At 47.8% G+C, this 14703-nt stretch carries 14 protein-coding genes, 1 tRNA gene and 1 pseudogene; 11 read left to right on the forward strand and 5 right to left on the reverse strand.

The window, feature by feature from the left end; all coding sequences use genetic code 11:
- Nucleotides 1-64 precede the first annotated feature (64 nt).
- Nucleotides 65-184 carry a phage integrase N-terminal SAM-like domain-containing protein gene (locus U740_RS12300; RefSeq protein WP_407674714.1) on the reverse strand — a complete coding sequence of 40 codons (120 nt, stop codon included), beginning with the start codon at nucleotides 182-184 and terminating at the stop codon, nucleotides 65-67.
- A 273-nt stretch (nucleotides 185-457) separates the two neighbouring features.
- Here U740_RS12300 and U740_RS07455 point away from each other — a divergent pair, with 273 nt between their 5' ends.
- The 11 genes and pseudogenes from U740_RS07455 to U740_RS07500 all read left to right on the forward strand — a co-directional run bounded on the left by U740_RS07455 (nucleotide 458) and on the right by U740_RS07500 (nucleotide 10954).
- Nucleotides 458-919, forward strand: coding sequence for a DUF6998 domain-containing protein (locus tag U740_RS07455; protein ID WP_200877065.1), 462 nt, complete (start codon nucleotides 458-460; stop codon nucleotides 917-919).
- Between the two features lie 84 nt (nucleotides 920-1003).
- Nucleotides 1004-1240, forward strand: coding sequence for a hypothetical protein (locus U740_RS07460; protein ID WP_036860017.1), 237 nt, complete (start codon nucleotides 1004-1006; stop codon nucleotides 1238-1240).
- A 32-nt stretch (nucleotides 1241-1272) separates the two neighbouring features.
- Nucleotides 1273-1638 (forward strand): hypothetical protein, encoded by a 366-nt coding sequence (locus tag U740_RS07465; RefSeq protein ID WP_152556808.1) that lies wholly within the window; start codon nucleotides 1273-1275, stop codon nucleotides 1636-1638.
- A 413-nt stretch (nucleotides 1639-2051) separates the two neighbouring features.
- A complete protein-coding gene (locus tag U740_RS07470) occupies nucleotides 2052-2387 on the forward strand; it encodes a YegP family protein (RefSeq protein ID WP_036860019.1) in 336 nt (111 codons plus the stop codon).
- 198 nt (nucleotides 2388-2585) lie between these two features.
- The gene (locus tag U740_RS07475; protein ID WP_200877066.1) at nucleotides 2586-3146 is read left to right on the forward strand and encodes an SOUL family heme-binding protein; all 561 of its coding nucleotides are present in this window, start codon (nucleotides 2586-2588) and stop codon (nucleotides 3144-3146) included.
- 597 nt (nucleotides 3147-3743) lie between these two features.
- Nucleotides 3744-6341: an N-6 DNA methylase gene (locus tag U740_RS07480; RefSeq protein ID WP_036860021.1), complete on the forward strand. Its 2598-nt coding sequence runs from the start codon at nucleotides 3744-3746 to the stop codon at nucleotides 6339-6341.
- 76 nt (nucleotides 6342-6417) lie between these two features.
- Nucleotides 6418-7509, forward strand: a complete 1092-nt coding sequence (locus tag U740_RS07485; RefSeq protein ID WP_036860022.1) for a hypothetical protein — start codon at nucleotides 6418-6420, stop codon at nucleotides 7507-7509.
- Between the two features lie 29 nt (nucleotides 7510-7538).
- A complete protein-coding gene (locus U740_RS07490) occupies nucleotides 7539-8342 on the forward strand; it encodes a hypothetical protein (RefSeq protein WP_036860023.1) in 804 nt (267 codons plus the stop codon).
- 54 nt (nucleotides 8343-8396) lie between these two features.
- Nucleotides 8397-9710: a hypothetical protein gene (locus U740_RS11865; protein WP_051921291.1), complete on the forward strand. Its 1314-nt coding sequence runs from the start codon at nucleotides 8397-8399 to the stop codon at nucleotides 9708-9710.
- A 3-nt stretch (nucleotides 9711-9713) separates the two neighbouring features.
- A pseudogene (locus U740_RS12305) lies at nucleotides 9714-9851 on the forward strand (helix-turn-helix domain-containing protein); the annotation flags it as partial.
- 68 nt (nucleotides 9852-9919) lie between these two features.
- Nucleotides 9920-10954 (forward strand): tyrosine-type recombinase/integrase, encoded by a 1035-nt coding sequence (locus tag U740_RS07500; protein WP_036860024.1) that lies wholly within the window; start codon nucleotides 9920-9922, stop codon nucleotides 10952-10954.
- Between the two features lie 5 nt (nucleotides 10955-10959).
- Here the strand turns inward: U740_RS07500 and U740_RS07505 are convergent.
- The 4 genes from U740_RS07505 to U740_RS07520 all read right to left on the reverse strand — a co-directional run bounded on the left by U740_RS07505 (nucleotide 10960) and on the right by U740_RS07520 (nucleotide 14636).
- A tRNA-Phe gene (locus U740_RS07505) sits at nucleotides 10960-11035 on the reverse strand.
- 76 nt (nucleotides 11036-11111) lie between these two features.
- Nucleotides 11112-11384 (reverse strand): oxidative damage protection protein, encoded by a 273-nt coding sequence (locus U740_RS07510; protein ID WP_036860025.1) that lies wholly within the window; start codon nucleotides 11382-11384, stop codon nucleotides 11112-11114.
- A gap of 4 nt (nucleotides 11385-11388) precedes the next feature.
- On the reverse strand, nucleotides 11389-12459 hold the full coding sequence (gene mutY / locus U740_RS07515; protein WP_036860026.1) for an A/G-specific adenine glycosylase: 1071 nt from the start codon (nucleotides 12457-12459) through the stop codon (nucleotides 11389-11391).
- Entirely contained in the window at nucleotides 12456-14636 is a 2181-nt protein-coding gene (locus tag U740_RS07520) for an AsmA family protein (RefSeq protein WP_036860027.1), read from the reverse strand. Before U740_RS07520 ends, mutY begins: the two co-directional genes overlap by 4 nt.
- Nucleotides 14637-14703 lie beyond the last annotated feature (67 nt).

Raw genomic sequence — 14703 nt, forward strand, 5'->3', positions numbered from 1 at the left:
TGAAAACTGAGAGTCATACCCTTTTACACTGATACTGTCGGTCGACTGCCAGGTGGGTCAAAAACTACTCAACATGGTCTGCCGACAGCATCTCCGGATGTGTCTTGCCATGAAAAAACATATAACATTCAATCCAGTGAAGGTACGATTGAACAGCGCGGCGACTGTAGCGCCCGACCAGCATCTACTCGTTAATCGACTCAGGGAACGGTGACACAGCCATGATCGAACGCCCTTTCAAACAGATTCTTGATATAAACAGTCTTTCGCTTTTTCAGAAAAATCAGTGGTCATCCGTACACTACAGGCCAGCATATTTGAACGCCTGTCCGGACAATAAAATAAACAGAAAAAATAACAATTGGTTAGAGATGGCATGATTGCCACTCTAATATATTACAGTGGCCGCCTTTTGATAATTATTATGAGGCCGAAGGCCTCATTAACAGACTGTTAAATGTCTATGATCGATCACGATAAATGCCGGGCCTTGGTCAAGCAGTTCTACGCCACGGTCAACGAATTGGAGGCCATGTTCCCAGGTAGGCACTTCACCCCGGATGGCCATATGGTTGGCAGTTTAGGTGAATGCCTTGTGGCTGATGCATACAATCTCGATCTCAAGACAGCGTCCAACAAAGGCTATGACGCTATCACCCAATGCGGCTTGGAAGTTGAGATCAAGGCTACGCAATCTAACTCTGTTGCATTCCGGAGTCAGCCGCAGCATACGATTATCATCAAGCTCATGCCTGACGGTACATTCGAGGAAATTTACAACGGGCCAGGAGTCCTTGTTTGGGAACAGTTCAAAGGGAAGCGGCTACCGAGTAATGGCCAGTTTCAAATTTCTCTCAACAAACTCCGGCAATTAAACCAAAGTGTGGCTCAGGCAGACCGTGTACCTAGAGCCATTTAACAAGGCGCATCAGTACGTGGCCTCCGGCCACCGGACGGCTTCAGCCGCCGCTGTACTTGGCGTTAGGAATCAAAGGAGTCTGATATGGCATCATTTTTTGCATGGGCTGTACTTGCTGGTATTTGTTCTTTTATACACCTTTTGATCAAATTAAATGATGAGAAATACAAATACTATCCCACCCCTAAGACAAGTGTGTCTGATTTCTTTTCTACTTGGTTAATTCTGTTTATTGGCTGGGTTGTTTTTTTGTTATTTCTTTCATTATTTGGTGGGGGAAGTGGTGGTGATTGGGACTCACGCGGTTTCCATCCAGGTTAATTGGAAAATATTTTATAAAAATGAGCCTAAAGATGCATGAAGATCACCCAAAAATCAGGAGACACATAGTTATAGTTTCTGCGGTGGTTCTACTGTTATTTGCGACAGGTGATGTGTCCTACACATTGCCTCAAATTAACATTACGCTACAAGGTGAAATCTTGTGGCCTATTCTTGCCTTGGCCCAGTTTTACACTGTAGTAAAAGGTTACTTAACTGCTGCAATAAACGGCGTTGTGATGCCTTGGAATATTCCGCGTAAAGGACCTTGGGGCGATAAATCTGTATGGAATTTACCCGAATATTGGTATGTATTTTTCAACCAAGCGATTCCAATTGCTGCTTATATATTAAGCTTTGTTATCATTTTTATTCAGTTATTTAGGGCCTATGCATAATTTCACTGATAAAGGGGTCGGTGACAACTAAGAACCATTCCCATTTAATTTTCACCGGTCTTCTGTGCTTTACATGACCCGGTCTCCTTCCCAAGGCATTGGCACAGTCCAAAAATGAAAAAGGCCTGCGATTGGCTGCAGGCCTTTAAAATCGTGGTGCCCAGAGGCGGAATCGAACCACCGACACGAGGATTTTCAATTTGATTGATAGTTTAAATTAACCATTAAAAATCAGTTATTTACGGCGTATTGTCTTTTATTGGATGTTTCTCTTTGTGCTTCGTTATGCTTTGACATGCGCTCAGTTTAGGAGCTGACATTTTTATAATATAGCCAAAGTGATGTGTTAATCTTTAATCTGTAGTTATGGGTTAGTTAACATTCATTGATTAATAGAACTAAGGAACAGTGTCATGGCTAAAGGTAAATTTGAGATTTATAAGGATAAAGCTGGTGAGTTTCGTTTTCGTCTTAAAGCCTCTAATGGTGAAAATATTGGTGCTTCAGAAGGTTATAAGGCCAAGTCTGGGGCTGAAAATGGAATTGAGTCAGTCAGGAAGAACTCGAGTACTAAAGAAAGTTATGATGTCTTTGAAGGTAATAACGGAAAATGGTATTTCAATCTAAAGGCTGCTAATCACCAGGTCATCCTTAGTAGTCAAGGTTACTCTTCGAAACAGGGGGCTGAAGGCGGCTGTGATTCTGTTGCTAGGAACGCTCCGGATGCTACTGTTGACGACCAAACATAACTTTAGTTGGATACCTACGCTCAAGACCCTGTATTGCAGGGTCTTTTTATTTAAGGCTTTTAAAAAGTAGTGCCTAGAGGCAGTTAGCTTAGGTTGAGGTCTAGAATGGCTGGGTCTAAAAAGGAAATCTCAAGAATGCTGCGGATAGCCCGGATTAGTTGGGTCACCATTACTATGTCGCTATTGGCGGGAAATGCTATGGCCGTTGAGGAAGCGAAATACAACGTACTTCGTGAAGAAGAGGAGTTCGAACTTCGGGAGTACGAGTCCCATATTCGCGCTGAGACCACGGTAGATGGAAAGTTTGAAGATGCTGGTAACGAAGCATTCGGCCGCCTGTTTAAGTACATTTCCGGCAACAACAAACAGCAAAATGAAGTGGCGATGACATCGCCTGTTGGACAAGAGCCATTGAATCAGAAGATTGAGATGACTTCGCCTGTAGGCCAGCAGAAACAGGATGGAAAATGGGTTGTCAGCTTCATGATGCCAGCGTCATTTACGCTAGAAACAACTCCTGAGCCAAAGGATCCAAACGTGTCTATTCGCGAGGTTCAGGTACGTCTCATTGCTGCGGTACGTTATTCGGGCTTTTGGAGCGAAAAAAATTACCGTCGCAACTTGATAAAATTACAGGATTGGATAGCGAGCAATCGCTTGACTCCGGTAGGCGAACCCATTTGGGCACGGTACAACCCACCGTTCACTCCTTGGTTTCTTCGTCGCAATGAAATTCTAGTCCCGGTTGCTTCTCCATAATCTGGCTAATGAGCATGGTGCAGTTAACGCCCAACAAGTCGTTGCAGGGCACAATTTTGGCACAGTCCGAAAATGAAAAAGGCCTGCGATTGGCTGCAGGCCTTTAAATTCGTGGTGCCCAGAGGCGGAATCGAACAGCCGACCGAGGATTTTCAATTTGATTGGAAGTTTAAATTAACCATTATTAATCAGTCGGTTACGGCGCATTGCCTTTTTTTGAATGTTTGTGGTTGTACTTCATTATGCTTTGACATGCTCTCAGTTTAGGCATGGTCATCTCTTTTTCAGGAGCCACAGGCTTTATAACATCGTTTGCATCATGCTAACCCATTGATTTATATACCTGATAGATTATATTCAATGGGCCAAAGGATTTGTCTTTCAACACGGGAGGTGGCTTGTTTTATCCTCAACGGAAACCCCATAAAAACACACCAAACCCTTGTGGCTAAAAGCTTACAGCCAAGTCGCGGTATTCAATGTTTCTGTGTTATAAGGCCAAAGTGTTATAAAGCCATGGGCTTTTGAGTTTACTGTTAAGCGCAATCAGTACCCGCAAACAACTAAAGTAGGTTTACACTTAAAAGAAAGAGATATATGGACAATTTTGAAGTTGAATTGAATGAAGATGGTAAAATTATCGATTTTTTGGATGGGGCTCCTTTAATTCCTGGACCCGAAGAATTCGTAAGGCAAAAGTATCTCAGAATTTTACATTTTGAATATCAATACCCAAAAAATGTCTTGGCTAAAGAAATTCCAATCTACTACGGCCACTCCGAGTTAAAAGACAAAAATGGTAATCCTGTTAGAGCGGATATAGTTGTTTATCGCTCAGCAAAAGCTAAAAAGGAAAAAAATCAAGGTGCCATTTCAATGCTTGTGGAATGCAAGGCTCCTACTCTTGAAACAGGATATAACCAACTTGTCTCCTACATCTACAATACAAGTGCGGAAGGTGGAGTTTGGTATAACGGTGATGCGCCCCTGTATTTTAGACGACTCACGGCACCTAACAATGACCTAATAGATTGGACGGGCATTCCACGGCCAGATGAGGCTTGGGACGCGCTAGGCCAACGAAGAAAAGAAGACCTGAAACGACCCAAAGATATAAAGGGATTGTTAAGGCAGTGCCATAATAAGCTTCATGGTCGGGGCGTTGATGGCGACGAAGACGATTTAACCATGGACATGGTTAGAATCATATTGGCAAAAGCCATGGATGAAGAAAAATCGGGTGAGTTGTGTGAGTTTTATTGTACTCCTGAAGAGTATAGCTCAACAGTAGGGCAATCAACTGTAGCTACCCGTATACATTCTCTCTTTGGAGACGTAGTGGCGGAGAACAGGGATGTTTTTTCAGAGCATGAAAAAATATCCGTTGGGCCAAGGGCAATATGTGATGTGGTAGTTGAACTGCAGAGATATAGATTGCTCAGTGACCTTCATGAGTCTGATGACTGGGATATTATGGGTCATGCGTATGAACAATATACTTCAACATACTTAAAAAGGAAGCGTGGTCAATTTTTTACCAATCGGTTAGTAGTGGATTTTCTCTCTGAAGTTCTAGACCCAGACTACCAAGATATTATTCTTGACCCTGCAGGCGGGTCTGGTGGATTTCTTACGGGTGCAATGAGGCATGTAAGGAAAAAGATCTTATCTTCTAAAGGGACCAATATTTCTAAACAAAGACAGCTCGACAAGCACCGAACAAACTTGTTTATGGTTGAAATAAGCAAACGCTTAGTAAAAATTGCAAAAACGGCGATGATTCTCAATGGGGATGGTCACACCGGCATGACCCAAGGTGATTCATTAGGTCCCATAGATTCACTCAATGAGAGAGTTGCAGCGCGTTGCGGAATTGGCGCGCCAAAGATTATTTTAACTAATCCGCCCTTCGCTGGTGTTGGAGAGGGCCGAATTACCGACCCGGACGTCCTGGATAATTTTTCTAGCGGTATTAGGTGGTCAACTAGAAGCGGTGAATATATACCCACAGGTGAGCGAAATACTGAGGGCGTCCCGCCCGAAATGTTGTTCTTTGAGCGTTGTTTGCGCTGGGTGGCTCCGGGCGGAAGAATCGGCATCGTAATGCCTAAAAGCTTTCTGGATACTAGGACTTATTATCCAGTTAGACGCCTTCTGCTGGATGAGTACCGGCTGGTTGGCGTTGTAAATTGTCACAAGGATACCTTTCAACCACATACCGGTGTTAGAACTTGCCTTGTGATTGTAGAGAGGCCACTTAAAGTTGAAGACTTGCCTCAGGATTATCCTGTGTTCATGGCAATCTCCAAGAAGGTTGGGCAGGACAGTGAAGGGTTCCCAATTTTCAGAAGAGATAAAAATAACAATCTCACCGATGAAATTGACCACGATCTGAATGAAATTTTACGCGACTATCATGAATTCAAAATAGGTAAATTGAGAGAGTCCGAATATAGATTCTCAATTAGAAAGTTAGAAATAGATGAGCTTTTAAGGGTAAATCCACAAGTTTATTTGCCAAACCTGAATGAAACTATCCGTCAGATTGAATCAATAGATGGTTTAGAAGGCTGGTCAGTGACAACCATTGGTCAACTACATGCTGACATTAGAATATTTAAAGGACCAAGATTAAAAAGTGAGAATCTGATTGTAGAAGAGGCCGCTGATGGTGTTGAGCCTTACTATACGCCATCCGCTGTCCTTCAAGAAAAATCGGATAGCGCGAAGCTTCTTAATATAAATTATGCGTCTGAAAAACAACTAGCAACAATCAATGCCGTAAGAGTATTTCGCGGTGATATTGTAGTTACCCGATCAGGAACGATCGGTAGAGTTGCGTTTATCACAAAGAGATTAAATGGCGCGATTGTTTCGGATGATCTGATAAGGATTAGGATTAAGGACGAAAGCCTTAAATATTATGTTTATCAATTCTTGCAAACTGATAAGGCTCTGAATCAAATGCTTAGAAATGAGTACGGAGCCGTACAGCAGCATCTAGAGCCAAATCATGTTGCTGATATACTAATACCAGTACCCGACGATATGAAAGTTCTTGATAAGGTTGTCGATCTTACGAAAGAACAAATAAGACTAAAAGAAGAGTTGGAAGCTGGAAATAAAAACCTTGATGCTGAAAGTGCCGATCTTTTATCCAGTCTAATAGAGCTTGGCGCTGAGAAAAACGCTTAACAAATGGCTGTTGCCGGACGTGCCTACGCTGCGCTCCGGCACGCCGCAAAGCCAGGCGTTATGTTGAAAGGCAATTATGGCACTTGACCTCGACAAACTAATAAAGGCGCACCAATTTAGGCTTGAGACAAAAAGCTTAGGGGAGTTGCTATGCCACAACTTCTCTCTTTCAGCAATGAGTGAAGCCGGAAAGTGGCTAGTCGACAATGAAAACAAAGACTCTGTTGAATTTGCCAGATATCTTACAACCCTTCTATGCCAGCCAGTTGAAAAGGAGGAAGAGAAGGGCTATCGGATTAACAAAGATCAAGCCGAGTTGCTTACTCAGAGCGAACTCGAAGATTTTTCTAGGCTATTCATTGATAAAAACAAATATCTTTTAGAAGACCAGGATAAGCAGGAAACAATACGGGAAAAAGACGATGACGGTAAAGTTGTCGTCTTTTTCAAGAATCACATCGCGGATGAACTTCTCAAAAATAATGATGAGTCGGAAACAGATTACCTTCTTCGGGTGGTTGATATATATATCAAGCAATCTAATAAAAGAACAAAGAAACTATTTGAAAGTGCCACTAAAGGTCTTTTTTCAAGCACCACTCTAGGCCTTTTAGAGGAAAACCAACGAATATCAAATAGCTTGGGAAGTTCTCTTATTCACCACGAACCTTTCAAGCTTCCTGAAATACCCGAAAATCCGGTTTTTGAAACCAACCGTCAATTAGCTTCTTTTGGCAAAGAGCTGAATGAAGTTGCTGCGCTTATTAAGAATATGAACGATCTAGGTGTTCGAATGGCTATGGATTCGGCAGCAGCAACTGCCCGAACAAAATTTTGGAATAATGTCATGCTTGTCCTAGGCTTGATCACACTAGGCGTGACCGCGATATTTTCATACCTTAGCTATGCCTCATCAAATGATGCATCGAGCCAAGTAGAAGATTTACTTGTTGAGCAGAATACGCTGCTAAAAACTCAAGAAGAAAATCAAAAAGAATTGATCAAAGCAATATCTTCAATCTCTCCTGTCTTGGAGAGATCGGTTATACAAAGACAGGATCAAGAGAAAATGCTACACGGTATGTCTGCGCAGCTAAAAAACATAACAAGGCAATCAAGTTCGCAGCCTTCGGCTGCTAGGACGCCGCAAAGCGGCGCCTCTGATTGAAGCTTTAGCCCCTTAATAGAAGATTTTTTGTGAAAGATAAGGAGTTCGAAAATCTTAACTTAGCTCAACTTAAGAAGATGGTTGAGATTTTATTGGCCATTCCAGCAAAAAGAAATGAAATGCTTTTGGCTGCAAGGGATGATTCAAAAGGAAAACTTGCTAATTCCCCATCCAATTTCTCATGGGCTAGTTTTTATAGTATATCCATCATCGAATTGACAGTGATCTTTTTTAAACTCGCTGGCCTTCAAGACGTGTTGAATAAAGCGCTAGCCACCTCTGACCCTCAGCAATATATTTTGGATAAGCTGCCTTGTGCCGATGAGCAGATAGCAGTTGATGAAAGCGATCTGCATTCTGAGTATGCGTTGGTTGCTTGTATCGTTGCTCTTGGGAACTCACTAAGGTCTCTGGAGATTTATGGGCGTTCGCTTAACTATCTTCATGCACAATTCGTGGCTGGCTCTGATGAGGCTCTATTTAAGATCATAAGAATTGATCATTCTGCCATTAGTAATCCGGAGATTGCTCGTCGGATTGCCATAGCTGAGATGAAGAGCGATGAGGATTTCTTCAAACAGCTCTCTAACGCGCTGCTTAACCGCCCCAAGAAGCCTATGAAACGCTATGGCCCGCTCCGCTACATTCTCGCGACGCTTGACGAGATGGGCTATCTCGATTCTCTTGGGGAGAGAGACCTGTATAACCTGCTTTCTTTGGAGCTAGACCTTTACCCTAGAACAGGTGATCCAAGAAGCCTTAAGAGATTTGTTGACCGTTGGAAGTCTGATGATGCGACACGAAATCGTGATTTCATGTCGTCGCCTTCTTAAGAAATATTCTAATAATGCCATAGCCATGTTCAACAGCTCAAAGGAGCTACCGATATGGCTAAAAAAACCTCCCACGATCCTGCAGCCGCTGAGCAGCGTGTTCAGTCGGAGCCAGGCAATGCCGGCCCGACTAACGCGCGCGCAAGTGGCAGTAAAGCCGAAAAAGGTGCGCTACCCAGTAACACAGCACCTGCTAATTACACCAATTCTGATAATGGCACTCGTATACTTCGCTACGGAGTGGATAGTCTCTATTTAACCTGCCGAGGGTTGTTAGATAAAAAAGTCGACGCTCGCCTTGATCAACTAAAACAATTTGCTCAGAGCGACGCCCCTGAAGACATGGTGCAGGCCGTCTACGAAGCAGGGAACCATTCTTTCGAGGTTTTGGGCAGGGGGATGGGTCGTTTCCCCTTTGTGTTGGTGGATAACTGGTTTCATCTTCAGGTGTCCAGAGTGACCACTCAGTCTTTACCGATGTGCTTGGTTCAAGTGTCGAGCGAACTGCTCACTCGATCTGGGCTAAAAAGCTCTGTTTCTGCTTTACAAGGTGTGGTGGCGAGTCTGGGTCAGATTAAGTCGCCGGTAACAGTGAGCCGGGTTGACCTGTGTATGGATTTTGAGACAGATATTGATCTTGAGTCTATTCCTCGTTCCGCCTGGGTGACTCGTTCGCATAGCTTCCAAAGTTACTGGGAGCAGTCTCATTATTCTGGCTGTTCCTTTGGCTTGGGTGGTGATATTTCATGCCGCCTGTACAACAAAACTCTGGAGATTAAGAAATCCAAAAAAACGTATATGCATGAGCCTTGGACAGAGGCAGGTTGGTTGGGTGAAAAAACAGTCTGGCGATTAGAGTTTCAGCTCCGTCGTTCTGTTCTAAAAGAACTTCGTATTGAGACGCCTGTCGATTTAGAACATAACCTGGAAGGTATCTGGAAATACGCCATGACCTCATGGCTTCGGTTGACGATCCCGGACAGTGACAGTAACCAGACTCGTCGGGAAGATCACCCCTTGTGGATCAAGCTCCGTGATGAGCGGTGGCACCAATATCCCCAGGAGCCCCTTTACCGTGTCTCCAAGTCTCGTGTTCCCACAGATGAACGCTTATTCCTTCACGGTATTGGTTCTATCACTTCGTTTATGGCCCGCGAAAATATTGAGGATATTGATGAAGGATTTCGTGCTTTTCAGAAAGAGGCTCAGTTATACCATTTAACCCAAAGTCAGAGAACGGATAGGGGCCTGATCAGTTATGTGCGTGAGAAGGTGAAGGTTAAATCACGCAAGTACAATCAGTTGCGCGACCCTAATTATGCCGAAACTAGGGCAAAAGCCTACCGCAAGGGGAAGGAGGGTGAGTAAGTCATGCGAACCTTCACTCTTGAAGAGGCTGCTGCCTTGCTTCATATGTCTTCCGCGGTTCTGTGCCGCAAAGCTCGCGAGGGTTCAGTTCGTGCTGCCAAGCCAGGCAAGCGATGGGTGTTTCTGGAAGAAGATCTTGTCTCCTATCTGCACTCGCTTTATTCTGGCCCTGGGCAAGCGCCGCTAAGTGACTGTAAGGAGGATACCTTATGGCACTCTTCAAACGCGGTGATGTCTGGTGGGTCAGATTCATCGCACCCAATGGACGGCGAATACGCCGCTCGACTGGGACTAGCGACGAGGAACAGGCCAGGGAATACCATGACAGGCTCAAAGTTGAACAGTGGCGAGTTCACTGGCTCGGCGAAAAGCCAAGGCGGACGTGGCAGGAAGCGGTCGTCCGCTGGTTGAACGAAAGAGATGACAAGGCTGACCATCAAAAGGATGTGGGAAAGCTGCGCTGGCTAGATCAGTATCTGGGCCGGTTGTACTTGGATCAGGTGTCTCGTGATGTGATTGACGAGATCGCCGGTGTCAAGAAGGCAACCGCCAGTGCGTCTACAGCCAATCGTTATCTGGCCTTGATCCGTGCGATTCTGCGGGCGGCTAGGGACGAGTGGGAGTGGATCGAGCGTGCGCCCCGTGTGCGTCTCTTTCGGGAACCGAAAAAACGAGTGCGTTGGCTCACAGAACAGGAAGCGGCGATTTTGCTGCGTGAGTTGCCGGAGCATTTGGCGGATATGGCTGCCTTTACCTTGGCAACCGGATTGCGGCAGCGCAACGTCAGCTACCTGCGCTGGGATCAATTGAGTCTGGAGCGCCGCATAGCGTGGATTTATGCGGATCAATCCAAGTCTCGCAAGGCCTTTGCCGTACCCTTAAATGGGGATGCGGTGACGATACTGCGCCGCCGACTGGGACAACACGATACCTTCGTGTTTACCTACAAGGATGCGCCAGTGGATCGTACGTCAACCAAGGCCTGGCAGAATGCACTCAGACGTGCAGGTATCCAGGATTTCCGCTGGCATGATTTGCGGCATACCTGGGCATCTTGGCACGTACAGAAGGGAACCTCGCTTCAGGAATTGCTGGAGCTGGGTGGATGGTCGAGCTATGACATGGTGCTTCGTTACGCGCATTTGGCGGGCGAACATCTGCACAGCGCGGCGGGTAACGTCCAGGGCACAATTTTGGCACAGTCAAAAAATGAAAAAGGCCTGCGATTGGCTGCAGGCCTTTAAATACGTGGTGCCCAGAGGCGGAATCGAACCACCGACACGAGGATTTTCAATCCTCTGCTCTACCAACTGAGCTATCTGGGCATTTCTACCAGTGGTAACTGGCGAAGGCGCGTATTAAACCTTCTCATATTTCCAGCGTCAAGGGTGGGCGCGGAAATTATTCCGCAGGCGGTACATAGCCCTCCGCCTGGTCGATGTCCTGACCGGAGAGAAACCTGTCCCGCTGTTCGTTCAGGTAGGTGCGGGCGGTCATGTCCATCATGTTGAGGTGTTTCTCGTTGATCAGACGGGTCTGGTGTTCGAGCCATTCCAGCCAGGCCTGTTTGGAGACGTGTTCGTAGATATCCTGTCCTTTGGGGCCGGGGAAGGGCGGTGCATCGAGTCCTTCCAGTTCCCGGTTGAGCTTTTTGCAGTGAACCATACGTGCCATTGGATTACCTTGTTGATTGGTTGGGTTGTTGCCGTTCTTGCAATTCCTGTAAAAGTTGCCTGACGGGCTGGGCGGTGCCCACCGCCAGTGTTGACTGGGGGTTATACCAGACCAGCGCGCTGGTATCCATGACCCGCTGCTGTGGCTGAACGGTGATCAGCGCCGGTTGGTAGTCCAGATGGTAATGGCTGAAGCTGTGGCGTCGGCCGGGCAGTAACTCCCAGTCTGTTGCGCGGTAACCGAGGCTGTTACAGGTCTGTTCTATCTCGCCTTTATGGTCGCATTGGGGAAACACCCAGAGTCCGCCCCACAGGCCACTGGCGGGGCGCTGTTGCAATAGCACTTCCCCTGCCGGGTTTTGAATGACCAGAAACAGGCATTGGCGAACCGGCTGCTGCCGATGGGGTTTTTTGCCTGGGTAGCGGGTGGGTGTGCCCTCTGCCAGTGCTTTGCATTCCTCTGAGAGCGGACATTGGCCGCAGGCCGGTTTGCTGCGGGTGCAGAGGGTGGCGCCGAGATCCATGATTGCCTGGGTGTAATCGCCAAAACGCTGCGCCGGGGTATGTTGCTCGGCCAATTCCCAGAGTTGTCTGGCGACTGATGTCTGACCGGGCCAGCCGTCGATGCCATGATAGCGGGCGAGCACCCGTTTGACGTTGCCGTCGAGAATGGCGGCCCGCTTGTCGAGGGCAATGGCACAGATGGCGCCAGCGGTGGAGCGGCCGATGCCAGGCAGTGCCATTAATTGTTCCTGGGTATCCGGAAAAACACCGCCATGTTCTGTGCAAACAAGCTGTGCCGAGCGATGCAGATTGCGGGCCCGGGCGTAGTAACCGAGACCGGTCCACTGTTGCAACACGTCATCGAGCGGGGCTTTTGCCAGTGATGAAATGTCGGGGAAACGCGCCATGAACCGCTGAAAGTAGGGGATAACGGTGCTGACCTGGGTTTGCTGCAACATGATTTCCGACACCCATACCCGATAGGGGTCTTTGTGCTGCTGCCAGGGCAAGTCCTTGCGGCCGTGCTGGTCAAACCAGCACAGCAGTTGGTCGGAAAAGGTTGCAGACACTATCGGAAGATACCCTTGAGCACCTCGTCGATGAGTTGTTTTTTGGGGTCTTGTTCTTTTTCTGCTGAAGGCTCTTGTTTGGTTGAGGACTCTTTATTGGTTGAGGACTCCTCCGTGGCCGAAGGCTCTTTATCAGCTGATGGCTCTTCAACCGCTGTCGGCCCTTCAGTAGACGAGGTCGGAGTGTCCGATTTCGGTTGTGACAGGTATTTGTCAAACAACTTTTCCTTGAGAAGGTCCTGCACTTTGCCCTGAATCAGCTGGTTGATGAATTGCTTGTCCGGCAGGCAGCTGCCCCCACCGTTTTCGGCAAAAGAGCCGGTGCAGCGGAATGGGATGTCCCGGTTCTGGATCGATTTGCTTTTGATCGTACAGCCGGTCTCCGAGGTGGTATCGCCGCGCAGATTGGCCTTGATCAGTATGTCGTAGGTTTCCCTGCCGAGATGGGCGGAGCCGTTGCCGGAAACCAGCATATTGCCGATGCCGGTGGTAAAACCGGGCAGGGTAATCTGCTGGTCCTGCCATTTGATGGTGCCCTGCATGTCCTGCAGGGTGGTGTGGTTTGGCCAGGTTTTGCCGGTCAAAGTTCTGCCCTCTACCAGCGAGGCCATTTCACAATAGCTTTTTTCCACGTTGATGTTGTCGACCTGCAGCTCCGAGAAGCTGAAGTCGCCGTTGCCGTTCATGTTGTCCAGCAGGGCTTCGCTGCTGTCGCCGGCGCTATTGCCGGTGAAGTTCATGGTCAGCTTGCCGTGGATGTCGCCCTGTTCGGCCAGTGTCACCAGCGCTTTGTGCAGGTCTATTGCAGCGACGTTCTGGGTAAAGCTGACGGTTGGGGTGGCTCTGCCAAGGTCTGCCCTGGCGGTGGTTTTGAAGGTGCCGCCAAATATGCCGCCGGAGAGTTCGCTGACTTGCACCACTTTGCCATTGGCCAGCAGTTTGAGGCGGAGATTGTCCACGCGGATGTTATCCGCCGTCAGGCTTGCCAGGCTCAGTTCCACTTCGCCCTTGCCGCCTTCGAGCAGCGCCAGCGGTGCCAGTAATGGGGTGAAGAGGGCAGCTTGCTGCTCGGTGGATTCCGTTTCGCTGGTGGCGGGCAGGGCAAGGTGATCGCCCTCTATTTTCATGGATAGCTGTCGAGTTCCCTGAAGTTGCAGGTTCATATTGCCGGTGGCATTAAATTCGTCCAGCGCCAGTTTCAGGTTGCTCAGGGCAACGGCTTTTTCCGATACGGCAAACGTGGTGGCGATGCCCACTTTTTTGAAACCTTCGGGAGGCTCTTCTATCGGCAGCTCTGCGAGGACGAGGTTCTGTAGCGACAGTTCGCCCTGCAGCGCAGGAGCGGTTTGCAATCCTGCGCCATTGACCGCGCCACTGATGCTCGCCGATCCCAGCTTGCCGGTGATGTCTGTGACGGAGAGGCTGTCTGTGTCTCCCTCATAACCGGCATTGAACTTCAACGTCAGCGGCAGTTTATCCAGCCCTTTAACCGATAGTCTGGCATCGGAAAGGGTGAGTTTTTGTGGGCTGGCCTCAACGGCGACAAAGGATTGCAGTGCGACCTGCAGGGTTGGCTGATCGGGGAGTGTGGTTATGAAGTTGAGGTTTATGGCAAAGGGTTTGCCATCGAGATTGAGTTTTGTGCTGGTAAAGTTGAGTTGTTCGAATATCCGGTCAGGTGCGTCCGGTGATGTCACGGTGATCCGGCTATCGGTCAGGGAGATTTCATCGATGGCCAGCTCAAAAGGCAGGTCACCGGTTTTTGTGTCACTGGTAGCTGCAGCGGCGCCGGGCAGTGCCGCCACATTGGCGGCTTCGGCGGCTGTTTTCGTGCGGATATCGGCACCGTCAATGGTGATCGCTTGCAGGCGAACAGTGCGTGTCAGCAGTGCTCGCCAGTCGAGAATCAGGCTGGCTTCCCGAAATTTTATATCGGGTATTCCGGTATCTTCTTTGGTGGCGGTGAGTGATGAGCTGCCCGCCTGAACGGCCAGATTGGGAAAGAACGACCAGCTCAGGTCGCCGTCTATTTTCAGCTCGAGGTCATTCTGTCGGGCAAGTTTTTCCAGTTCAGGTTTGTAGGTGTTCGGGTCGACGCCAAATAGCAGAAAAGTTACGCCCCCGGCCACAACCAACATCAACACCAGTAACATTACCAATATAATTCTTAGCAGTTTCATGGGTATTTCTCTCTGTCCGGAAAAGCAAAACGGCCATTGCAGGCAACTATGTTACTCGCAATGGCCG

Source organism: Porticoccus hydrocarbonoclasticus MCTG13d (genome assembly GCF_000744735.1).
GTDB lineage: Bacteria > Pseudomonadota > Gammaproteobacteria > Pseudomonadales > Porticoccaceae > Porticoccus > Porticoccus hydrocarbonoclasticus.

Coding starts and splice junctions, on each gene's coding strand:
- U740_RS07510 (WP_036860025.1), bottom strand. CDS start 11,384: ATGGCACGTATGGTTCACTGCAAAAAGCTCAACCGGGAACTGGAAGGA.
- U740_RS07520 (WP_036860027.1), bottom strand. CDS start 14,636: ATGAAACTGCTAAGAATTATATTGGTAATGTTACTGGTGTTGATGTTG.
- U740_RS07470 (WP_036860019.1), top strand. CDS start 2,052: ATGGCTAAAGGTAAATTTGAGATTTATAAGGATAAAGCTGGTGAGTTT.
- U740_RS07500 (WP_036860024.1), top strand. CDS start 9,920: ATGGCACTCTTCAAACGCGGTGATGTCTGGTGGGTCAGATTCATCGCA.
- U740_RS07480 (WP_036860021.1), top strand. CDS start 3,744: ATGGACAATTTTGAAGTTGAATTGAATGAAGATGGTAAAATTATCGAT.
- U740_RS07455 (WP_200877065.1), top strand. CDS start 458: ATGTCTATGATCGATCACGATAAATGCCGGGCCTTGGTCAAGCAGTTC.
- U740_RS07485 (WP_036860022.1), top strand. CDS start 6,418: ATGGCACTTGACCTCGACAAACTAATAAAGGCGCACCAATTTAGGCTT.
- U740_RS12300 (WP_407674714.1), bottom strand. CDS start 184: ATGCTGGTCGGGCGCTACAGTCGCCGCGCTGTTCAATCGTACCTTCAC.
- U740_RS07475 (WP_200877066.1), top strand. CDS start 2,586: ATGGCCGTTGAGGAAGCGAAATACAACGTACTTCGTGAAGAAGAGGAG.
- U740_RS07465 (WP_152556808.1), top strand. CDS start 1,273: ATGCATGAAGATCACCCAAAAATCAGGAGACACATAGTTATAGTTTCT.
- U740_RS07460 (WP_036860017.1), top strand. CDS start 1,004: ATGGCATCATTTTTTGCATGGGCTGTACTTGCTGGTATTTGTTCTTTT.
- U740_RS11865 (WP_051921291.1), top strand. CDS start 8,397: ATGGCTAAAAAAACCTCCCACGATCCTGCAGCCGCTGAGCAGCGTGTT.